The sequence below is a fragment of the Methylophaga marina genome (genome assembly GCF_030296755.1).
Classification (GTDB): Bacteria; Pseudomonadota; Gammaproteobacteria; order Nitrosococcales; family Methylophagaceae; genus Methylophaga; species Methylophaga marina.
This window is the reverse complement of the sequence record NZ_AP027741.1, coordinates 953,156-969,806: the sequence shown is the minus strand read 5'-3', so window position 1 is coordinate 969,806 and position 16,651 is coordinate 953,156. Positions and strand designations below refer to the sequence as shown.

21 protein-coding genes and 1 riboswitch are annotated in these 16,651 nt (G+C 43.9%); of the genes, 9 read left to right on the top strand and 12 right to left on the bottom strand.

Translation table 11 applies throughout. The annotated features are described in order from the left end of the window. Position 1 precedes the first annotated feature (1 nt). The 4 genes from hpnC to QUE24_RS04935 are packed head-to-tail and all read right to left on the bottom strand — an operon-like array spanning position 2 to position 3,572. Positions 2-880 carry a squalene synthase HpnC gene (hpnC, locus tag QUE24_RS04950; RefSeq protein WP_286305532.1) on the bottom strand — a complete coding sequence of 293 codons (879 nt, stop codon included), beginning with the start codon at positions 878-880 and terminating at the stop codon, positions 2-4. 10 nt (positions 881-890) lie between these two features. Continuing rightward, positions 891-1,544, bottom strand: coding sequence for an HAD family hydrolase (locus tag QUE24_RS04945; RefSeq protein WP_286305531.1), 654 nt, complete (start codon positions 1,542-1,544; stop codon positions 891-893). 1 nt (position 1,545) lies between these two features. Then, positions 1,546-2,253 carry a bifunctional 2-polyprenyl-6-hydroxyphenol methylase/3-demethylubiquinol 3-O-methyltransferase UbiG gene (gene ubiG / locus QUE24_RS04940; RefSeq protein ID WP_286305530.1) on the bottom strand — a complete coding sequence of 236 codons (708 nt, stop codon included), beginning with the start codon at positions 2,251-2,253 and terminating at the stop codon, positions 1,546-1,548. Next, complete coding sequence (locus QUE24_RS04935) at positions 2,250-3,572, bottom strand: TRZ/ATZ family hydrolase (protein ID WP_286305529.1); 1,323 nt, start codon at positions 3,570-3,572, stop codon at positions 2,250-2,252. Before QUE24_RS04935 ends, ubiG begins: the two co-directional genes overlap by 4 nt. A gap of 102 nt (positions 3,573-3,674) precedes the next feature. Between QUE24_RS04935 and mtnA the strand changes: the two genes are divergently transcribed. From mtnA to QUE24_RS04920, 3 genes are read left to right on the top strand one after another with little or no spacing between them, the layout of a single operon-like run. After that, the gene (gene mtnA, locus QUE24_RS04930; RefSeq protein WP_286305528.1) at positions 3,675-4,730 is read left to right on the top strand and encodes an S-methyl-5-thioribose-1-phosphate isomerase; all 1,056 of its coding nucleotides are present in this window, start codon (positions 3,675-3,677) and stop codon (positions 4,728-4,730) included. Further along, complete coding sequence (locus QUE24_RS04925) at positions 4,730-5,404, top strand: SDR family oxidoreductase (protein ID WP_286305527.1); 675 nt, start codon at positions 4,730-4,732, stop codon at positions 5,402-5,404. Before mtnA ends, QUE24_RS04925 begins: the two co-directional genes overlap by 1 nt. A 14-nt stretch (positions 5,405-5,418) precedes the next feature. Further along, the gene (locus tag QUE24_RS04920; protein ID WP_286305526.1) at positions 5,419-6,327 is read left to right on the top strand and encodes a hypothetical protein; all 909 of its coding nucleotides are present in this window, start codon (positions 5,419-5,421) and stop codon (positions 6,325-6,327) included. On the opposite strand, the gene QUE24_RS04915 is transcribed toward QUE24_RS04920, so the two are convergent. From QUE24_RS04915 to cysB, 8 genes are all read right to left on the bottom strand, one after another. Next, positions 6,320-6,982, bottom strand: a complete 663-nt coding sequence (locus tag QUE24_RS04915) for an HAD family hydrolase (protein WP_286305525.1) — start codon at positions 6,980-6,982, stop codon at positions 6,320-6,322. The two genes, QUE24_RS04920 and QUE24_RS04915, sit on opposite strands and share 8 nt — an antisense overlap. Continuing rightward, complete coding sequence (gene pnuC / locus QUE24_RS04910) at positions 6,983-7,594, bottom strand: nicotinamide riboside transporter PnuC (protein ID WP_286305524.1); 612 nt, start codon at positions 7,592-7,594, stop codon at positions 6,983-6,985. It lies immediately after the preceding gene. Positions 7,595-7,606: 12 nt separating this feature from the next. Continuing rightward, the gene (locus QUE24_RS04905) at positions 7,607-7,864 is read right to left on the bottom strand and encodes a YkoF family thiamine/hydroxymethylpyrimidine-binding protein (RefSeq protein ID WP_286305523.1); all 258 of its coding nucleotides are present in this window, start codon (positions 7,862-7,864) and stop codon (positions 7,607-7,609) included. A gap of 51 nt (positions 7,865-7,915) precedes the next feature. Continuing rightward, entirely contained in the window at positions 7,916-8,611 is a 696-nt protein-coding gene (locus tag QUE24_RS04900) for a TonB-dependent receptor domain-containing protein (RefSeq protein ID WP_286306073.1), read from the bottom strand. After that, on the bottom strand, positions 8,563-10,035 hold the full coding sequence (locus QUE24_RS04895) for a TonB-dependent receptor (protein WP_286305522.1): 1,473 nt from the start codon (positions 10,033-10,035) through the stop codon (positions 8,563-8,565). The genes QUE24_RS04900 and QUE24_RS04895 overlap by 49 nt, the downstream gene beginning before the upstream one ends. A 66-nt stretch (positions 10,036-10,101) precedes the next feature. Beyond that, a riboswitch (TPP riboswitch) is annotated at positions 10,102-10,205 on the bottom strand. 73 nt (positions 10,206-10,278) lie between these two features. Further along, positions 10,279-10,593, bottom strand: coding sequence for a hypothetical protein (locus QUE24_RS04890; RefSeq protein ID WP_286305521.1), 315 nt, complete (start codon positions 10,591-10,593; stop codon positions 10,279-10,281). Between the two features lie 91 nt (positions 10,594-10,684). Next, the gene (locus tag QUE24_RS04885) at positions 10,685-11,254 is read right to left on the bottom strand and encodes an SRPBCC family protein (protein ID WP_286305520.1); all 570 of its coding nucleotides are present in this window, start codon (positions 11,252-11,254) and stop codon (positions 10,685-10,687) included. 93 nt (positions 11,255-11,347) lie between these two features. Next, positions 11,348-12,274, bottom strand: coding sequence for an HTH-type transcriptional regulator CysB (gene cysB / locus QUE24_RS04880; RefSeq protein WP_286305519.1), 927 nt, complete (start codon positions 12,272-12,274; stop codon positions 11,348-11,350). A 104-nt stretch (positions 12,275-12,378) separates the two neighbouring features. On the opposite strand from cysB, the gene QUE24_RS04875 reads away from it, so the two are divergent. From QUE24_RS04875 to cysN, 6 genes are read left to right on the top strand one after another with little or no spacing between them, the layout of a single operon-like run. Beyond that, complete coding sequence (locus QUE24_RS04875; RefSeq protein ID WP_286305518.1) at positions 12,379-13,179, top strand: sulfite exporter TauE/SafE family protein; 801 nt, start codon at positions 12,379-12,381, stop codon at positions 13,177-13,179. Further along, positions 13,167-13,397, top strand: a complete 231-nt coding sequence (locus QUE24_RS04870) for a sulfurtransferase TusA family protein (protein ID WP_283649004.1) — start codon at positions 13,167-13,169, stop codon at positions 13,395-13,397. The genes QUE24_RS04875 and QUE24_RS04870 overlap by 13 nt, the downstream gene beginning before the upstream one ends. Beyond that, positions 13,394-13,888 carry a phosphoadenylyl-sulfate reductase gene (locus tag QUE24_RS04865; RefSeq protein WP_286305516.1) on the top strand — a complete coding sequence of 165 codons (495 nt, stop codon included), beginning with the start codon at positions 13,394-13,396 and terminating at the stop codon, positions 13,886-13,888. Before QUE24_RS04870 ends, QUE24_RS04865 begins: the two co-directional genes overlap by 4 nt. Continuing rightward, the gene (locus QUE24_RS04860; protein WP_350226605.1) at positions 13,885-14,091 is read left to right on the top strand and encodes a phosphoadenosine phosphosulfate reductase domain-containing protein; all 207 of its coding nucleotides are present in this window, start codon (positions 13,885-13,887) and stop codon (positions 14,089-14,091) included. Before QUE24_RS04865 ends, QUE24_RS04860 begins: the two co-directional genes overlap by 4 nt. A 12-nt stretch (positions 14,092-14,103) precedes the next feature. Beyond that, positions 14,104-15,006 (top strand): sulfate adenylyltransferase subunit CysD, encoded by a 903-nt coding sequence (gene cysD / locus QUE24_RS04855; RefSeq protein ID WP_286305515.1) that lies wholly within the window; start codon positions 14,104-14,106, stop codon positions 15,004-15,006. Beyond that, positions 15,007-16,452: a sulfate adenylyltransferase subunit CysN gene (cysN, locus tag QUE24_RS04850; RefSeq protein ID WP_286305514.1), complete on the top strand. Its 1,446-nt coding sequence runs from the start codon at positions 15,007-15,009 to the stop codon at positions 16,450-16,452. Positions 16,453-16,651: the final 199 nt, after the last annotated feature.

Below are 16,651 nucleotides of genomic sequence, written 5' to 3'. Positions count from 1 at the left end.
CTTAGTGACGTTTCAAATAGTTTTTTGACAGGCTAAACAATAAAACTTTAAGTTGTGTTGTGCGTGTCAACCTTGGTCGGCTGAAAATGTTGTCATCATTTTGAGCCATTAATATGTTTAATGTTTCTATTCCTCCCAACGTCATTGCTCTGATTTCCCAGCCCAATCGTCCCTGAATAGCATTACCAAGCTCAACACCTTCATTCATGGTATCCATGGTTTGTTGAAATAGATGACGAAGCAGGGGAGCTAATTTACGGCTATTTGTGGAAGTAATGTCATCCTCGGTCAGTCCTGCTTCGGCAAGCATTTGTTGAGGGATATATATCCTGTCGTTCTCTACTTTATCTTGCAGAATATCCTGATAAAAATTAATTAACTGCAAAGATGTGCAAATTGCGTCAGATTCACTCAGCTGCTGTTGAGTGGGCTGACCATTCAAATGCAGTAATAAACGACCAACTGGGTTAGCAGAGCGTTGACAGTAATCCAAAACGTCTTCCATCGTTTGATAGCGTTTTTTGACAACGTCCTGCATAAAAGCTGACAGCAAGTCATTAAATAAATAGATGGGTAACTGAAACTGCGTGATGACATCATCAAGCGCGATGAAGATTGGATCAGTGCCGGTATATTTTCTATGCTCTATATCAGTCAGATTCTTGTGGTAGCTTTGTAGATTTGCTATCCGCTCAGCTCTGTTAAATTGCCCTTCGTCAGCAAAATCATCTGCAGTGCGTGCAAAAGCATAAATAACAGCAATGGGTTTTCTTAGGCGCTTGGGAAGCAAAACTGAGGCGACTGGGAAATTCTCGTAGTGAGATTTTGCAAGTGTTAAGCAAAAATCATACGCTGCAACCAAGTCTTTATTCGATGCCATAACGTGAGAGTTAAATCCAATTCAGGATTTCTTCCGGTTTATAAATCGTGCCTTTGGCCTGCCAGCTTTCAGGTCGATCAGTACTTTTTAAGTAGCCATAATGGGCGATGAGCGTGTCCATATTCACAACATTGCCTGCCTCAATATCGCGCTCAGCATCACCGATATATAAGCAGTTTTCAGGCTTAACCTTAGCGACATTACATGCAAATAGCATCGGATCTGGGTGAGGTTTGCTATGGGCTGTGGTATCTCCACTCACGATACAACTTGCCCGCTCACTCAGGCTTAATGCTTGCATCAAAGGGGCGGTGAGAAATGCAGGTTTGTTCGTAATCACTCCCCATTTTGAACCACTCTTTTCAATTGTTTGAAGAACCTTGTCCAGACCATTAAAGAGCTTGGATTCACGAGTGATATGCAAACGATATAGTTCAATAAATCGTGCTTGTATTGCCTGATATTCAGGAGCGTCAGGTGTTAGGCCAAAAGCGAGCTTAATTAGTCCTGGACTTCCATCACTCGCGACTGGACGGATGGTTTCCAGTGAGAGCGAGGGGGCTTGATGTTCAGCTAGTACCTGATTAAGTGCATAAGCTAAATCTGGGGCGGTATCGACCAGTGTGCCATCCAGGTCAAAAAACACAGCATCGTATTTTGGCATATTAGATTTTTTTGCAGTGGATGAGGTAGTTGACCTTTACGTCGCTGCCAAGACTAAACTGTCGAGTCAGAGGATTGTAATTCATTCCAGTGATATCTTTGGCCTTGAGCCCAGCTTGTCGGCACCAAGCAGATAATTCAGCTGGACGAATAAAGCGTTTGTAGTCATGAGTGCCTTTTGGCAACATTTTCATAACGTATTCTGCACCCAGTACAGCCAGAAGATAGGCCTTAGGGTGACGGTTTAATGTCGAAAAGAAGACATCACCACCTGGTTTCACCATATCGGCACATGCTTGAATAATAGAGGCTGGATCTGGGACATGCTCCAGCATTTCAAGACAGGTGACGACATCATAATGCTCAGGCTGCTGGCTAGCCATTTCTTCAGCTGTGATCTGTTGATAATTGATGGTCAGACCAGCTTCTAAGGCATGTAGCTTTGCTATATTCAATGGCATTTCACCCATGTCGATACCGGTCACATTGGCTCCACTTTTTGCCAAGGCTTCAGAAAGAATACCGCCACCGCAGCCCACGTCAATAACATTGGCATCTGACAATGTTGTTCGTTTTGCAATGTAAGCTAAACGAATTGGATTCAGATCATGCAACGGTTTTGATTGACCTTCCAGGTCCCACCAACTTGATGCTAAAGCATCAAATTTTGCTACTTCATTTAAGTCGACATTTGCTTGAGTTTGGCTCATTGACCCTGTGATCCTATTTTGATTGCCCACTGTTGGGCGTCTTGAATAACTTTTGTTTCATTCAATGTCAGAAGTTGGCGTGAGTTTAGTAATTGTTTACCAGCCACCCAGACATCAGTGACTTTATCACGGCTGCTGGCATACACCAGCTGAGATACCACATCATAAACCGGCTGTGTTTCGATATCTGATAACTGAACAGCAACGATATCAGCTTGTTTGCCTACTTCGAGTGAGCCAATTTCTTGCTCCATTCCCAATGATTTTGCCGCATTTATGGTCGCCATTTCTAAGGCCGTGTGTGCTGGTACGGCTGCCGCATCACCCGCCACGGCTTTAGCCAATAAAGCGGTTTGTCGCATTTCTGCAAACATATCTAGATCGTTATTAGATGCTGCACCATCTGTTCCAATCGTGACATTGATGTCATTTTTATGCAGCTCAGCTACCGGACAAAACCCACTAGCCAGTTTTAAATTTGATTCAGGGCAATGAGCGATGTGAACACCCGCTTCGGCGCACCACTTTATTTCATCGGAGGTCAGTTGTGTCATATGAACAGCAAGCAGCCTTGGAGAAAGTAGTCCGATGTGTTGCAAACGCTCGAGCGGCCTTACGCCATATTCCTTTAAACTGTGGGCAACTTCATCGGCAGTCTCATGAATATGCATACTGATGGGCATATCCATTTCTTCGGCATTGGTAATGATCTGTTCCAGAGTTTTGTTTGCCACAGTGTAAGGCGCATGCGGCGAATAAATGGTGTTGATTCGAGGGTGGTGACGATAGTGATCGTGTAGTTGATGCCCCTTATGCAAATACTCTTCTACCGAGCTGGCCCAGTTTGTAGGAAACTCAATGACAACAATGCCCAGACTGGCGCGAATACCTGATTTATCCACGATTCTAGCCGTGGCATCAGGGAAAAAATACATATCATTAAAATAGGTCGTGCCTCCACGTATCATCTCTGCGATGGCAAGTGCACTACCTGCTTCAACAAAGGCATCACTTACATAGGCATTTTCTGCCGGCCAGATATGATCATTGAGCCAGGTCATCAACGGTAAGTCGTCCGCTAAGCCTCTAAACAATGACATGGGTGTATGCGCATGGTTATTGATTAAACCGGGAATTAAACAATGCTCACTGAGATCATGGATAACATTTGCAGAATAAAGCTGTTTTGCCTGTTCTTGTGGCAGAAGCGCTACAATACGTGCATCCTTGACAATGATGGCGTGGTTTTCTAACACGGTTTGGTCTTTTGTTACTGGAACTACCCAGCGTGCATTGATGATCAGATCGACATTTTCCATAGACTTCGATTATACCGTTGAGCTGAATGAAAACCTATTCTAAACATTTATCATGACAAACTAATCACAACAAAGATTCATCAAGCATGACAGGAGCTTGTTTTGACCAGATTATTACAGACAATTGAACCCATCTTATGGCGTGATGAACAACTCCATTTGCTTGATCAGCGTGTATTACCCCATACCGAGAAGTGGTTGACTTACCATGATTCTGATGCCGTGGCAGAAGCCATTAAATTAATGGTGGTGCGGGGGGCGCCGGCTATTGGTGTCACTGCGGCTTATGCTGTGGTGTTAGCGGCAAGAGAAGCCTGGTTCAGTGCTGGTGAAAACTGGAAAGAAGCTGTGGAACCTGCACTAAAAAGACTAACAAGCTCAAGGCCAACGGCGGTGAATTTATCTTGGGCGATTGAGCGTATGAAACAAGCCTGCGCTTCATTGTCTAAATATGAATCACCTGAACCAGTTTTGCTGGCGCTGGCTGATCGCATACAGCAAGAAGACATTAAAGCAAATAGAACCATGGGGCAGTATGGTGCTGATTTGCTGGATAATGACAGTATCGTGTTAACGCACTGTAATGCGGGGGCTCTTGCCACGGCGGGTTTTGGCACAGCATTAGGCGTTATTCGTCAGGGCTTCTTGGATGGCAAAATTGAGCATGTCTATGTCGATGAAACTCGGCCATGGTTGCAAGGTAGTCGGTTAACGGCATGGGAGCTCATGCAAGAAGGCATTCCGATGACCTTGCAAGCTGATGTGGCTGCTGGCGCATTGATGGCTAGTGGCCGCTTGGACTGGGTTATTGTTGGTGCTGATAGAATTGCCTCAAACGGTGATACGGCGAATAAAATTGGTACGTATTCATTAGCTGTTTTAGCGAAATATCATGGTGTGAAAGTGATGGTGGTCGCCCCAACGACAACAATTGACTGGTTGCTCGAAAACGGTAGCCTGATTCCGATTGAACAACGCATGAGTTCTGAAGTCTCAGAAATAGGTGGGCATGTCATTGCGCCGGTAGAGGTGCCTGTTTCGAATCCGGCATTTGATGTCACGCCAGCATCGTTAATTGATGCCATTGTGACGGAAGAGGGCGTGGTCAGTAATCCATCAAAAGAAAAAATGCAGCAACTAAAAAAGGAGGGCAAATAATGACGCAAACAGCACTAGTGACCGGAAGTAACCGCGGGATTGGATTGGAACTCTGCCGTCAGCTTAAAGAAAAAGGGATGCATGTTATTGCAACCTGCCGCAAAGCTTCATCTGAATTAAACGCCTTAAATGTAGAAGTCATTGAGGATGTGGAAGTGAGTCAGCCGAAAAGCTTGGCTAAACTGGCTGAGTCATTAGGAAGTAGAAAAATAGATTGGCTTATCAATAATGCCGGTATTGCCGGTGGGATTGGGCTTGGGCAAATAGATGAAGAGGCGATTGATGACTTTGTCAGAATGTATCGTGTGAATAGTCTTGGCCCCTTACTGACCACTCAAGCACTTCTTAAGCACTTGGGTCAGGGTAGTAAAGTCGGCATTATTACTAGCCGTATGGGCTCGATTGATGATAATGATTCTGGCGGAAGTTATGCCTACCGCATGTCTAAATCAGCCGTGAACGCTGCCGGGAAATCTCTGTCGGTTGACTTGAAACCCAAGGGCATTGCTTTAGCTATTTTACATCCAGGCTGGGTACGTACTGATATGACCGGCCATGGTGGTTTGATTGATCCCGATGAATCAGCAGCAGGACTTATCCAACGTATGGAAGAATTATCACTCGAAACCAGTGGCACCTTCTGGCACACGAATGGTGAAATATTGCCTTGGTAAAGTTGTGTTGTTAGATGTATTCCTACCCTGAACTGAGCCGACAGCAGCAAGAAAGTCTGCCGGTGTTACATGCACCGGCATTACCCTTGGATGCACAATTTCCTGATAGTACCCATCAGCTGTCGCAGTGTGACACCGCGGATGGCAAGATGATCTTAAAGGTCTGCCATCAGCAACGAGTGCAAGACTCCATGTTTTGGCTGGGAATAAACCATCTGTTTCAGCTCGACTTTCCAAACTCTTTAGGGCGCACGCAATCTATCAGTCAGTTTCTGCAACGCGAGGGCTGGTTTGCCGTTCCTGAGGTGGTAGCTGAACAGGCTGGGCATTATGTCTTGGTTCGTTATCTTGAAGGTGTGGATCTGAGTGCAAATCAGATCGATAACACTACTGTAACTCAGCTTGCCCATCACTGGGGCAAATTACATCAACACCTATCTACAAAATGGGGCAGCATTGAAAAGCCCATATTTAGTGCAAATGATTGGCCTATAAGGCTGGAACAGACCATTCAGTTATTATCAGATCGCAATGGTATTCCGATCCCAGCTGACATACTAAAAATGAGTTATGGACAATGTCGAACACTGTCACCAGAGCAGTTTGTGCCGATCATGCCAGACTTTCGCTGGGATCAACTGCGTCAGTGTGATGATGGGACCATAGCCGTCTTGGATTTAGATGCCTTTGTCAGAGCGCCGCGTGAACTCGAGTGGGTGTTACTGGAATATTTACTCAGCCCACAACATGCCAAGCTTTTTGTCGAAATATACACACAGTATCAACCCATTCCTGACCTTTCAGCTTGTCGTCTGAGTTACCGCGTATTGTTATTTTTGATGAATGTCTTGGGTGAGAGCAAGCTGAAGCAATGGTTGGAGCAGCCACCGTTGTTTGATTTACTTAGCGATCATGTTAGCTAAATAAATCGTGCAGCTCTTTGAGTGCCAGACCATTCAGGCTTTCCAGCTTTAATACGGCGGCATCATAGTGTGGTAAGTGATAATTGGCTGCTGAAGGTACAACAACAGTACGGATACCTGCGCCGATCGCTGCTGTCATACCCGTGACAGAGTCTTCAAATGCGAGGGTATGATCTGCTTTTGCGTTGATGCGCTGTAGCGCTAGTTGATAAATGGCAGGATGGGGTTTGCCCTGTTCAACATCATCATCGGCGACGTAATTATCAAAAAATGCCGTGATATCTAGCCGTTCTAATACGACGGGAACGAGACGTGCCGGAGCATTAGTTGCCAGACCAATTTTAAGTCTGTGTTGTTTGAGTTGTTCCAGCAAGTTATGTACACCGGGTAGAGCCTGACCTTGGCTAGCTGTTAATGAGGCGACTTCATCGATCACATCATTTTCGACTTGTTCCATCGAATCCTGACTGAGCGACAAGCCTGCATGTTCAAGCCAGAACTCAGTGGCTTCACGTGTGGTCATGCCCATTGTTTTGGCAGACAGTGCATCGGTGATTTCAACACCAATGGCTGAAAATACACGTTTCTCAGCTTGCTTCCAAAACGGCTCTGAATCAATCAGCAGCCCATCCATATCAAAAATAACCGCTTGCATTTAGTGAGTCTGAGTTAGTGGATGTTGACGATATAACTTGATCCAGTTGGCGAAACCAACGGTAGCAAGCACAGTGTAGATTGAGAACAAGACAACCGTTGCATAATAACCCGTCTGGTAATACAACACGACGGAAGCAGCATCAATAATGATCCAATAAAACCAGTTTTGCAGGACTTTTCTGGCCATCAACCAGGTATTCATCACAGAAAATACGGTGATGCCAGCATCCAGGTAAGGACGCTGCGATGCTTGGTTGATATCCAGGTAATAAGCTACTAAAAAGCTAATCACGACGCCTGCTACGATGAATTGCAAATTGGCATTCAATGACCAGCTATGAATGACTAACTCATCATTGTTTTGCTGATGTTGTCGCCATAAAACGAAGCCATAAATCGCCATACCCATGTAATAGAAGTTGAGCAGGGCTTGCATGGGAAGCTGACCCTCCCAAAATAACACGGTGTAGATGAGTGTACTGATAAACGCCATTGGCCAGCACCACTGTGATTCACGCGCCGCCAGAATGACATAAGCCATACCGAGTAATGCGGCGGTCACTTCCCAAGCGGATAAGGCCAGCAGACCATTGATTGCGGCATCTATCATCAGAGAACTCGTTTAATCTTCTACGTGGTAACGATCGTTTCCGATCATTTTCAACACAAACACACTGTGCGGTAATTGTTCAAACACCGCTTCAATTTCACTATCCATGGCATCCATCACATCACGGTATTCACCAAAGATTTGTGTGCTTAGGTTATTCCGTGAAATATTTAGTTTTGGGTTATCTTCCAGCTTTTTGATGAAAGCCAGAATCGGTTCGACAAATTGTTCAGTCAGAGGGTATAAACTGATATCAACTGAGACGCGCATATCTTCTTCCTTAATTCGTAAAAAAGAGGGCTTTAAAGCCCTCTTTAGATATTAATAGTCGTAACTTAATGTTAAGCCTACGACACGTGGATCACCGTATTGAGTGTAGGTTTCTTCAGCATAAGATTTTGACGGGTCGATACCAAAGTAAAAACCTCGCGTATAGTAGTCTTTATCGAACAAGTTACGTCCCCATAATGTGACTTTCCACTCATCCTTTTTGTATTCGATGCTGGCATTGTAGAGAACATAAGAGTGCGATTTTGCATTGTGGCTGTTTGAGTAATAAAACTCATCCTTTCCTTCCATATTGGCTTTAAAAGTCCAGCCTGGGGCAAAGTAATACTCTCCTCCCAGATTAAATTGATAGGCAGGGGCGTGTGCGATTCTTCTGCCACTCAATTTGATACCCTCTTCTAATAATTCAGGGTTTTCATAATCTTCCAGTTTTGCATCTAGGAGACCCAATGATGCAATAACACGATATTTTTCATTAATAAACCAATCTAACTCAGCTTCAAGACCTATATTCCTAACTTTTTCAGCATTCACAAAATAGTCAACAAAATCGGTTCCAGGTCCAGATGTTTTAGGTACACTGATTGAGTTTTTTATTTGAGCATTACTTCGGCGTGTATAAAAAGCTGTCAAAGATGTTATTAAGTCACCGTCTAGCCAGAATGACTTTAAGCCAGCTTCTAGATTCCATAATGACTCTGTATCAAAAGAGCGTAAGTCATCACTAATTCTAGGTTCAACGTTGATTCCCCCGCTTTGTAGCCACGAGATAAGGTTGTAAAGGCCATATGATCTTCATTGATAGCATATTCAAGCCCTAGCTTGCCTCCAAACATCAAATCATCGGGCTCATCGGAAAGACCTGCTGAATCCTTATAGTCAGCTTCCCAATATTCTGCTCTGAGACCACTTATCAACGTAAGTTTGTCGGTGAGTGCTGTATCTAATTGACCATACAGTGCTGTATTAACAGTTTCATAACTGTTTTTTGTCACATATCCGGTAACGGCATCGCTTGTAAGAACATTTTCGTAATATGTGCGATCCAGATTTTGACGTTGTTTTGATACATAGACACCTAATGTCCAGTCAGTAGTGTCAGCAAAGATTCGTCCATTCTCATTAGATAATGCTCTGAACTCTAAGGCTGTATTTTCACGTTTACGTTTATACTGATCAAAGCCACTGTATGGATCGAGTCCTGCATCAAATTGTGATTTATAAGACCAGTCGTCATCATAGCTGTACTCTAGATTAGATTTTGAATAACTGAGGTTTGATTGGAGTTGTACTTTATCATTCGCACGATAATCGGCCTTTAAAGCAAAGGCATTGGTATTTTGAGCATCTTTGCCAGGTTGGTCTGACAAGCTGTTACGGCTGTTATCAAGTGTGAAAGCATCGTAGCCATTATCAATGTTTAAGTGTAATACATTAAGATCGATAGTTAGGTCATCTGTAGCAAGCCATTTAAGGTGACCTCTAGCCGTAATTTCATCTCGATTTTGAGTATTATCTCTACCTAAAAAATCGTTATCCATGAAGCCATCTGATTTGTAGCTGTGGACAGAAAAACGTCCTAGTAAGGTATTCTCAATTAACGGTCCACCAACAGCAATGCCTTCTGCATGGGTATTGTAGGTCGCCAGAGTTGATTCAAACTTCATCTTCAAATCATTCGTTGGCTCAGTGCTTTTTAAGTTGATGGTGCCAGCCATGCCATTTGCACCATAACGGGTGCCTTGTGGACCGCGTAATACCTCAACAGATTCAATATCAAATAAGGTAGCCGCACCGCCACTGCGACTAAAATCTATGCCATCTATGTATAAACCAACAGACGGATTAAGCGGTGCTTGGAATTCACTACGTTCACCAATGCCACGAATTTGGAAATATTGTCCTCGTGATGCACCGCTGGAGACATTGACATTAGGCGCGAGATTGAGCACATCTTCGATATGCTGAGCACCACGAGAATCAATAGTGTCTTTATCAATCGTGGTTAAACTCACCGGAGTGTCATGAGCATCGTTCGGACGAAAGTCAGCACTCACGATCATGGAGGGTAAGTCAGCAGGCGTCACTTCAGCCCATATCATGGGAGATGTCATAGCCGTTGTTATGGCTATAGCCAGTGTTTTTGCTTTCATGGTTATCCTTTTTTGAATCAAAAAGGACAGGGGAATAAATCGAGAGACACCAATTCGGTGTAGAGAAAGATCTATTTCAGCCTGTCCCTACGCCAGTATTAACTGGATCAGGTTCGTCGGGTCCGCTTTATGAGAAGCATCTCAGGCTTTCGCCACCCCGAGGCAAATTCACATCACAATTGCTGCTAGTGAGATAGCATTATTTTAAAAGAGTGCAGCAATTATTACCAGCTTCAGTGGTATTTAATTCAGACGTTTCAAACTACTACGGCAATCGGTACAAATCCGGAGTTTGCTATTGATTCGTTGTGTCGACACTTTGCGTTGTTGATTATCAAAGCAGTGAGGACAATAAAAGCCGTTATTCCCTTCAAATTGATAACAACCCGTAGTTTTATCGATGGTAGGCTGAGGCTCATCGCTCTGAGAGCCAGACAGAGTCTGACTGAGAGTGGATAATTCTTTGAACACTTCATCAATCAGATGGTGTTGAGAGGGAGGAAGCTCTGCTAGGGTTTGCTGAAGTAGCGATTTGATCTTTTCAATGGAGGCATTCACGGCTGTTATCTTTTTTAGTCTGGATCAGCATAGTTTAGAGAATGCAGCGCATACAAAAAAGGCATCCGAAGATGCCTTTTTCTTTATCTACTTATTTTTCTAACTTAGTTTTCAAGTCAGCAAGTGTGGATTGATATAAACCCGTTACAGCTTTCTTGGCCGTATCGTCATCAAGCTCTTTGGGTGGGTGTCCATTACCGTGATAAGCGCGGAAAAACTTACCTAACCAAGTGACTTTTGAACCACCATCAGTCGCTTCAACACTGACCCATGATTTATATTTGCTCACAGGAAACGCTGGTACTTCATGCATTTCACCATGGTCATCAACTTCTCCAGCACTACTGATATCGGTAATTTGATACATAAAGCTCATTTTTTCATCATCATACTTTTTGAGCTTTTCAGAAATCGTGGCGCCACCTTTTAATGTGAGAGTGCGAGTCGCTCCTGGTGCATTACCACCCTCAGATTCTGTTGATTCAACAACGGGAATCCAGGCTTCTGCTTTACCGAAATCGTTGATGGCTTTCCAGACAGTCGCTGGGTCAGCATTGATGACAATGCTCTCTTCAACTTGGAGGCGAGGCGCACCGTGTGCAAACACAAGTGCAGGCAAAAACGCCAGTGAAACAACTATTAAATTTAACCATTTTTTCATTCTATTATCCTGATATTTCTCTTAAGTTATTTTGATTGCTGTTTACAGCAAGGTGCTAAGTTAGCATGGTGTTTGCCTTGAGGGAATGTGAATTTATCCTTGATGGTTAATGGCTTTATCCACCGCTGCTCGATTGAGGTGTGAAGCAAAGAACTCGATAAAGGCGTACATATAGCTTCTAAGATAGCTGCCTTTGCGAATACCCATATGTGTAACGCTCGGTGGAAATAGGTGTTTGGCATCCAATGCCTGAAGCGGGGAGTCTTTATCCGGATCAAATGCCATACTGGCGATAATGCCAATACCCATCTCCAGCTCGACATAGGTTTTAATCACATCTGCATCGGTAGCAGTGAAAATGACATTGGGATGAAGACCTTTTTCAATAAAAGTCTGATCCTGTTTGGCGCGACCGGTAAAACCCATCACATAAGTCAGAATTTCATATTGGGCGATATCTTCCAGTCGCAATTTTTTCACTGATAATAAGGGGTGTTCTGGCGGAACAACAACGCAACGATTCCATTCATAACATGGCAAAATAGCGAGTGACTCGAATTGAGCCAGGCCTTCCGTGGCTATTGCCAGATCAACCTTTCCGGTAGCCGCCATTTCACCTACCTCAGTCGGCGTCCCCTGCACCATGTTCAAATGTATATTAGGGTAGCGTTCAGAGAACTTTTTTATCGCACTAGGTAGGGCATAACGAGCTTGAGTATGTGTGGTGCCTATAGACAAGGTGCCAGATTGTTCTGTTTTACTGTCTGCCACTAACTGACGGATATTTTCCACATCCTGCAAAACGCGCTCTGCCATCTCGATAACTGATTGACCAATAGGCGTAATGCCAGTCAAGCGTTTGCCGTGACGCTCGAAGATTTGTAAACCCAGCTCCTCTTCCAACTGCTGCACCTGATTGCTGACACCGGGTTGTGATGCATGTAATGCATTCGCTGCTGACGAGATACTGAGGCCTCTACGTACAATTTCACGTACATACTTTAATTGCTGAATTTTCATCTATATATGTTTTTCTTATAAAGATAGTAAATAATATTCATTGATAGAATATTCTCCTTTGGTAAACTTGTCAGCATTTTCGTAACATACAAGGCGTAAAACAGATGGAATGGGGCTTTCTTCTTGCTGGACTGTTTGTCGGCATCATGGTCGGCATGACCGGTGTAGGAGGCGGGTCTTTAATGACGCCCATCCTCATTTTTATCTTTCATATACAACCTGCTATTGCGGTTGGTACGGATTTATTATTTGCTGCTATCACCAAAGCCGGTGGTATTTGGTCTTATTGGCGACACGGGGTCGTAAAGTGGTATGTGGTCTGGCGCCTCGCTGCGGGGAGTATTCCAGCAACATTAGCTACTCTATGGTTTATGAATGCCACGGGGATGCATGATGGCAATCATAATGAATTGATTACTAAAGTGCTCGGCGTAGCACTGATCCTGACATCCAGTGCTTTATTATTAAAAGCACCTTTAGGAAGATTATTACGCTCCAAGGAAAACCACCCCGTTGTGAGTGTGCTTTACGATATTCGTGAAAACGAACTAAACAAAGCAATGATTACGGTCATAACAGGTGCGCTTTTAGGTGTCATGGTGACATTATCATCTGTAGGAGCGGGTGCGCTTGGTGCTGTCATTCTATTGTTTTTGTATCCCCGTCTGAGAGGGGTAGAAATTGTCGCTACAGATATTGCTCACGCTGTGCCACTTACCTTTGTTGCAGGGCTCGGGCATTCAGCTGTCGGTACAGTAGACTGGACATTATTGATGTATTTATTAGCCGGCTCATTACCTGGCATTTTTATCGGCACCCATCTTGGGGTGCGTATTTCAGACCAGGTAATGCGTCCATTATTAGCGGTAATACTGGTATTGGTGGGCATAAAATGTCTGATATAACGTTGGTGGATTTGACCCTGTTTGGCTGTCCTATGCATTACATCAAAGCCCGTGAAGCATTAAAACACATTGCCATAGAGGAATCGGTAGATTTGCTTGTCAATACGGGGGATGCGGTTGATGAAGTATTTAATAGTCTGTCTCAGGATGGACAGGAGTGTGCGATCACCTCTTCAGAGGGATTAACCACAACAATTCGTGTGAGAAGAAAACAATGAGTGAAATAAAACCGGCTTTAGCCGCCAAAATTGATGCTGTGATTGCAGTGTTAAAAGACATTGAGCAGAACTATTTGCCTGCAACGCTGGCGACCAGCTTTGGTGCAGAAGATATGGTTCTGATGGATTTAATCTGTAAGCATGCGCCAGGCATCGACATATTCACTCTGGATACTGGCCGTTTGCCCAAAGAAACCTACGAGCTCATGCAAACATTAAACAGCCACTACGATAAAAAAGTAGAGGTGTATTTCCCTAACACGGCGGATGTTGAGTCGTTTGTGACTCATAATGGACCAAACGCCTTTTACGATAGTGTCGAATTAAGAAAACAATGTTGTGGTATTAGAAAGGTCGTGCCGTTAAACAGAGCTCTATCTGGCAAAAAAGCCTGGATAACGGGTATGCGTCGTTCACAATCTGTAACACGATCAGAACTGCCTGTATCAGAGTGGGATGATGATCACGGATTACAAAGTTTAGTCCATTGACCGATTGGTCGAATGGTAACGTTTGGGCGTATTTGAGAGCTTACGACGTGCCTTATAACAGCTTACACGATGAGGGGTACGCCAGTATTGGTTGTGCGCCTTGTACACGAGCCATCACCATGGGCGAAGATATTCGTGCCGGACGCTGGTGGTGGGAAGATCCTGAAAATAAAGAATGCGGCTTGCATGTCAAATCTAACTAACCGAGAAAGATAATGACTGAAAAACAATTAACACACTTAAAGCAATTGGAGGCTGAAAGCATCCATATTATGCGTGAGGTGGCAGCAGAGTTTGAGAATCCAGTAATGCTGTATTCGATTGGTAAAGACTCCGCCGTCATGTTGCACTTGGCTATGAAAGCTTTTGCGCCTGGTAAACCCCCATTTCCATTGATGCATATCGATACCACTTGGAAATTTAAGGAAATGATCAAGTTTCGTGATGAAAAGGCTAAAGAGCTGGGTCTCGAACTGATTGTACATACCAACCAAGAAGGCAAAGAAGCCGGTATCAACCCATTCGATCACCCTCGCTATACGGATATTATGAAAACCGATGCCTTGAAAGAGGCGTTGACGAAATACGGTTTTGATGCCGCTTTTGGTGGAGCTCGTCGTGACGAAGAAAAATCGCGTGCAAAAGAACGTGTGTATTCTTTCCGCGATAAGAACCATCGCTGGGATCCAAAAGCACAGCGACCGGAACTCTGGAACATCTATAACAGTAAAGTGAATAAAGGCGAAAGCATCCGTGTCTTCCCATTATCCAACTGGACTGAGCTTGATATCTGGCAATACATTTATCTGGAACAGATTCCAATTGTGCCACTTTATTATGCAGCAGAACGTCCGGTTGTTGACTACAACGGCTTGACCATCATGGTCGATGACGATCGTATGCGTATACCTGAAGGCCAAGAGCCGCGCATGGAAAAAGTCCGTTTCCGTACCTTGGGTTGTTACCCACTAACAGGTGCCGTGAAATCGTCTGCAGATACTTTGCCTGAAATCATCCAGGAAATGTTGCTGACAACGACATCTGAACGTCAAGGCCGCGCTATCGATCACGATCAAGCGGGTTCTATGGAGAAGAAAAAACAAGAGGGTTACTTCTAGATGACTACTGAATCAAGTTCATATCAATCAGATAGCCTGATTGCCACAGACATCGAAGCGTATCTGAAGCAGCATGAAAATAAAGAAATGTTGCGATTTTTAACTTGCGGTAACGTGGACGATGGTAAAAGTACGCTGATAGGCCGCCTTCTGCATGACTCGAAAATGATCTACGAAGATCAATTGGAAGCCGTGACGCGTGACAGTGCCAAGTCTGGTACTACCGGCGAACAGGTTGACTTAGCGTTGTTGGTTGATGGTTTGCAAGCCGAGCGCGAGCAGGGAATCACAATCGATGTGGCTTACCGTTATTTCTCTACGACGAAACGTAAGTTCATCATTGCCGATACACCAGGACATGAGCAGTACACACGTAACATGGCGACAGGTGCATCCAGTTGTCAGTTAGCGATTATCCTGATTGATGCCCGTTATGGCGTACAAACACAAACTCGCAGACACAGTTTTATTGCCTCTTTATTAGGCATTAAACACGTAGTTGTGGCTATCAATAAAATGGATCTGATGGATTATAGTCAGGAAGTGTTTGATAATATTCGCCATGATTACACTGAATTCTCACGAGAATTAGAACTGGAAGATATTCACTTTGTGCCTATGTCAGCGTTGGTGGGCGATAACGTGGTTAATCGCAGTGAGAAAATGGGTTGGTATCAAGGGCAAACCCTGATGGAAATCCTGGAAACCGTCGATGTAGATAAAGATCCGAACTTCGATGATATGCGTTTCCCGGTTCAGTTTGTGAATCGTCCTAATCTGAACTTCCGTGGTTACTGCGGTACTTTGGCATCGGGTATCTTAAAACCGGGTGATGACATCACCGTATTGCCATCGGGTAAAGAGAGTAAAGTGAAGGCGCTTGTCACTTACGATGGTGACTTGGATCATGCCGTGCCTGGCGAAGCGATCACCGTCACATTAGAAAATGAAATCGATGTCAGTCGTGGTGACATGCTTGTGCATAGCAATCATCACCAACCACATGTCTCAAGCCAGTTTAAAGCGATGGTCGTGTGGATGACAGAACAACCCTTGCTGCCAAACAAGCAATACAGCATCAAAGTGGGTGTCAATGATGCGGGTGGTGCGTTAACGGGCATTGATTATCAAATTGATGTCAACACACTTGAGCACACTAAAGCCAGTGAATTGAAACTGAATGAAATAGGCTTATGTGAGTTTTCATTAAACAAGCCCGTTGTGTTTGATTCATATAAACGCAACCGGACTACAGGGGCCTTTATCATTATTGATCGCCTGACCAATGTCACGATTGGTGCTGGCATGATTACAGATGCAGTATCAAGTAATCACGAAGTGGTCGCTGAGGGTGAATTCTCTGCCTTTGAAATGGAGTTGAATGCACTCATTCGTAAACATTTCCCTCATTGGGATGCGAAAGATTTGAGTCAACTTCTCAAATAATTCACAAAAAGTGGTTCAAGAAAGCCAGTCAGTATTTGCTGACTGGCTTTTTTTATGTCTAAGCAACAGTGAAATGAGTTTTAGACTGACGTGTCATTAATTATATAAATCGATTTTATCAATCAATAATTAAATAATAAACAATTATACAAATCTATTGAAAATCCATAGACTCTGTTGTGTGCAATTGATTTGCCTA

Excerpts from the sequence above, each read along its gene's own strand:
- QUE24_RS04935 (WP_286305529.1), bottom strand. The coding sequence starts at position 3,572 with ATGGAAAATGTCGATCTGATCATCAATGCACGCTGGGTAGTTCCAGTA.
- QUE24_RS04915 (WP_286305525.1), bottom strand. The coding sequence starts at position 6,982 with ATGCAAGCGGTTATTTTTGATATGGATGGGCTGCTGATTGATTCAGAG.
- cysN (WP_286305514.1), top strand. The coding sequence starts at position 15,007 with ATGACTACTGAATCAAGTTCATATCAATCAGATAGCCTGATTGCCACA.
- QUE24_RS04885 (WP_286305520.1), bottom strand. The coding sequence starts at position 11,254 with ATGAAAAAATGGTTAAATTTAATAGTTGTTTCACTGGCGTTTTTGCCT.
- hpnC (WP_286305532.1), bottom strand. The coding sequence starts at position 880 with ATGGCATCGAATAAAGACTTGGTTGCAGCGTATGATTTTTGCTTAACA.
- pnuC (WP_286305524.1), bottom strand. The coding sequence starts at position 7,594 with ATGATAGATGCCGCAATCAATGGTCTGCTGGCCTTATCCGCTTGGGAA.
- QUE24_RS04865 (WP_286305516.1), top strand. The coding sequence starts at position 13,394 with ATGAGTGAAATAAAACCGGCTTTAGCCGCCAAAATTGATGCTGTGATT.
- QUE24_RS04920 (WP_286305526.1), top strand. The coding sequence starts at position 5,419 with ATGTATTCCTACCCTGAACTGAGCCGACAGCAGCAAGAAAGTCTGCCG.
- QUE24_RS04870 (WP_283649004.1), top strand. The coding sequence starts at position 13,167 with ATGTCTGATATAACGTTGGTGGATTTGACCCTGTTTGGCTGTCCTATG.
- QUE24_RS04925 (WP_286305527.1), top strand. The coding sequence starts at position 4,730 with ATGACGCAAACAGCACTAGTGACCGGAAGTAACCGCGGGATTGGATTG.
- QUE24_RS04945 (WP_286305531.1), bottom strand. The coding sequence starts at position 1,544 with ATGCCAAAATACGATGCTGTGTTTTTTGACCTGGATGGCACACTGGTC.
- cysD (WP_286305515.1), top strand. The coding sequence starts at position 14,104 with ATGACTGAAAAACAATTAACACACTTAAAGCAATTGGAGGCTGAAAGC.
- QUE24_RS04875 (WP_286305518.1), top strand. The coding sequence starts at position 12,379 with ATGGAATGGGGCTTTCTTCTTGCTGGACTGTTTGTCGGCATCATGGTC.
- QUE24_RS04905 (WP_286305523.1), bottom strand. The coding sequence starts at position 7,864 with ATGCGCGTCTCAGTTGATATCAGTTTATACCCTCTGACTGAACAATTT.
- ubiG (WP_286305530.1), bottom strand. The coding sequence starts at position 2,253 with ATGAGCCAAACTCAAGCAAATGTCGACTTAAATGAAGTAGCAAAATTT.
- QUE24_RS04895 (WP_286305522.1), bottom strand. The coding sequence starts at position 10,035 with ATGAAAGCAAAAACACTGGCTATAGCCATAACAACGGCTATGACATCT.
- cysB (WP_286305519.1), bottom strand. The coding sequence starts at position 12,274 with ATGAAAATTCAGCAATTAAAGTATGTACGTGAAATTGTACGTAGAGGC.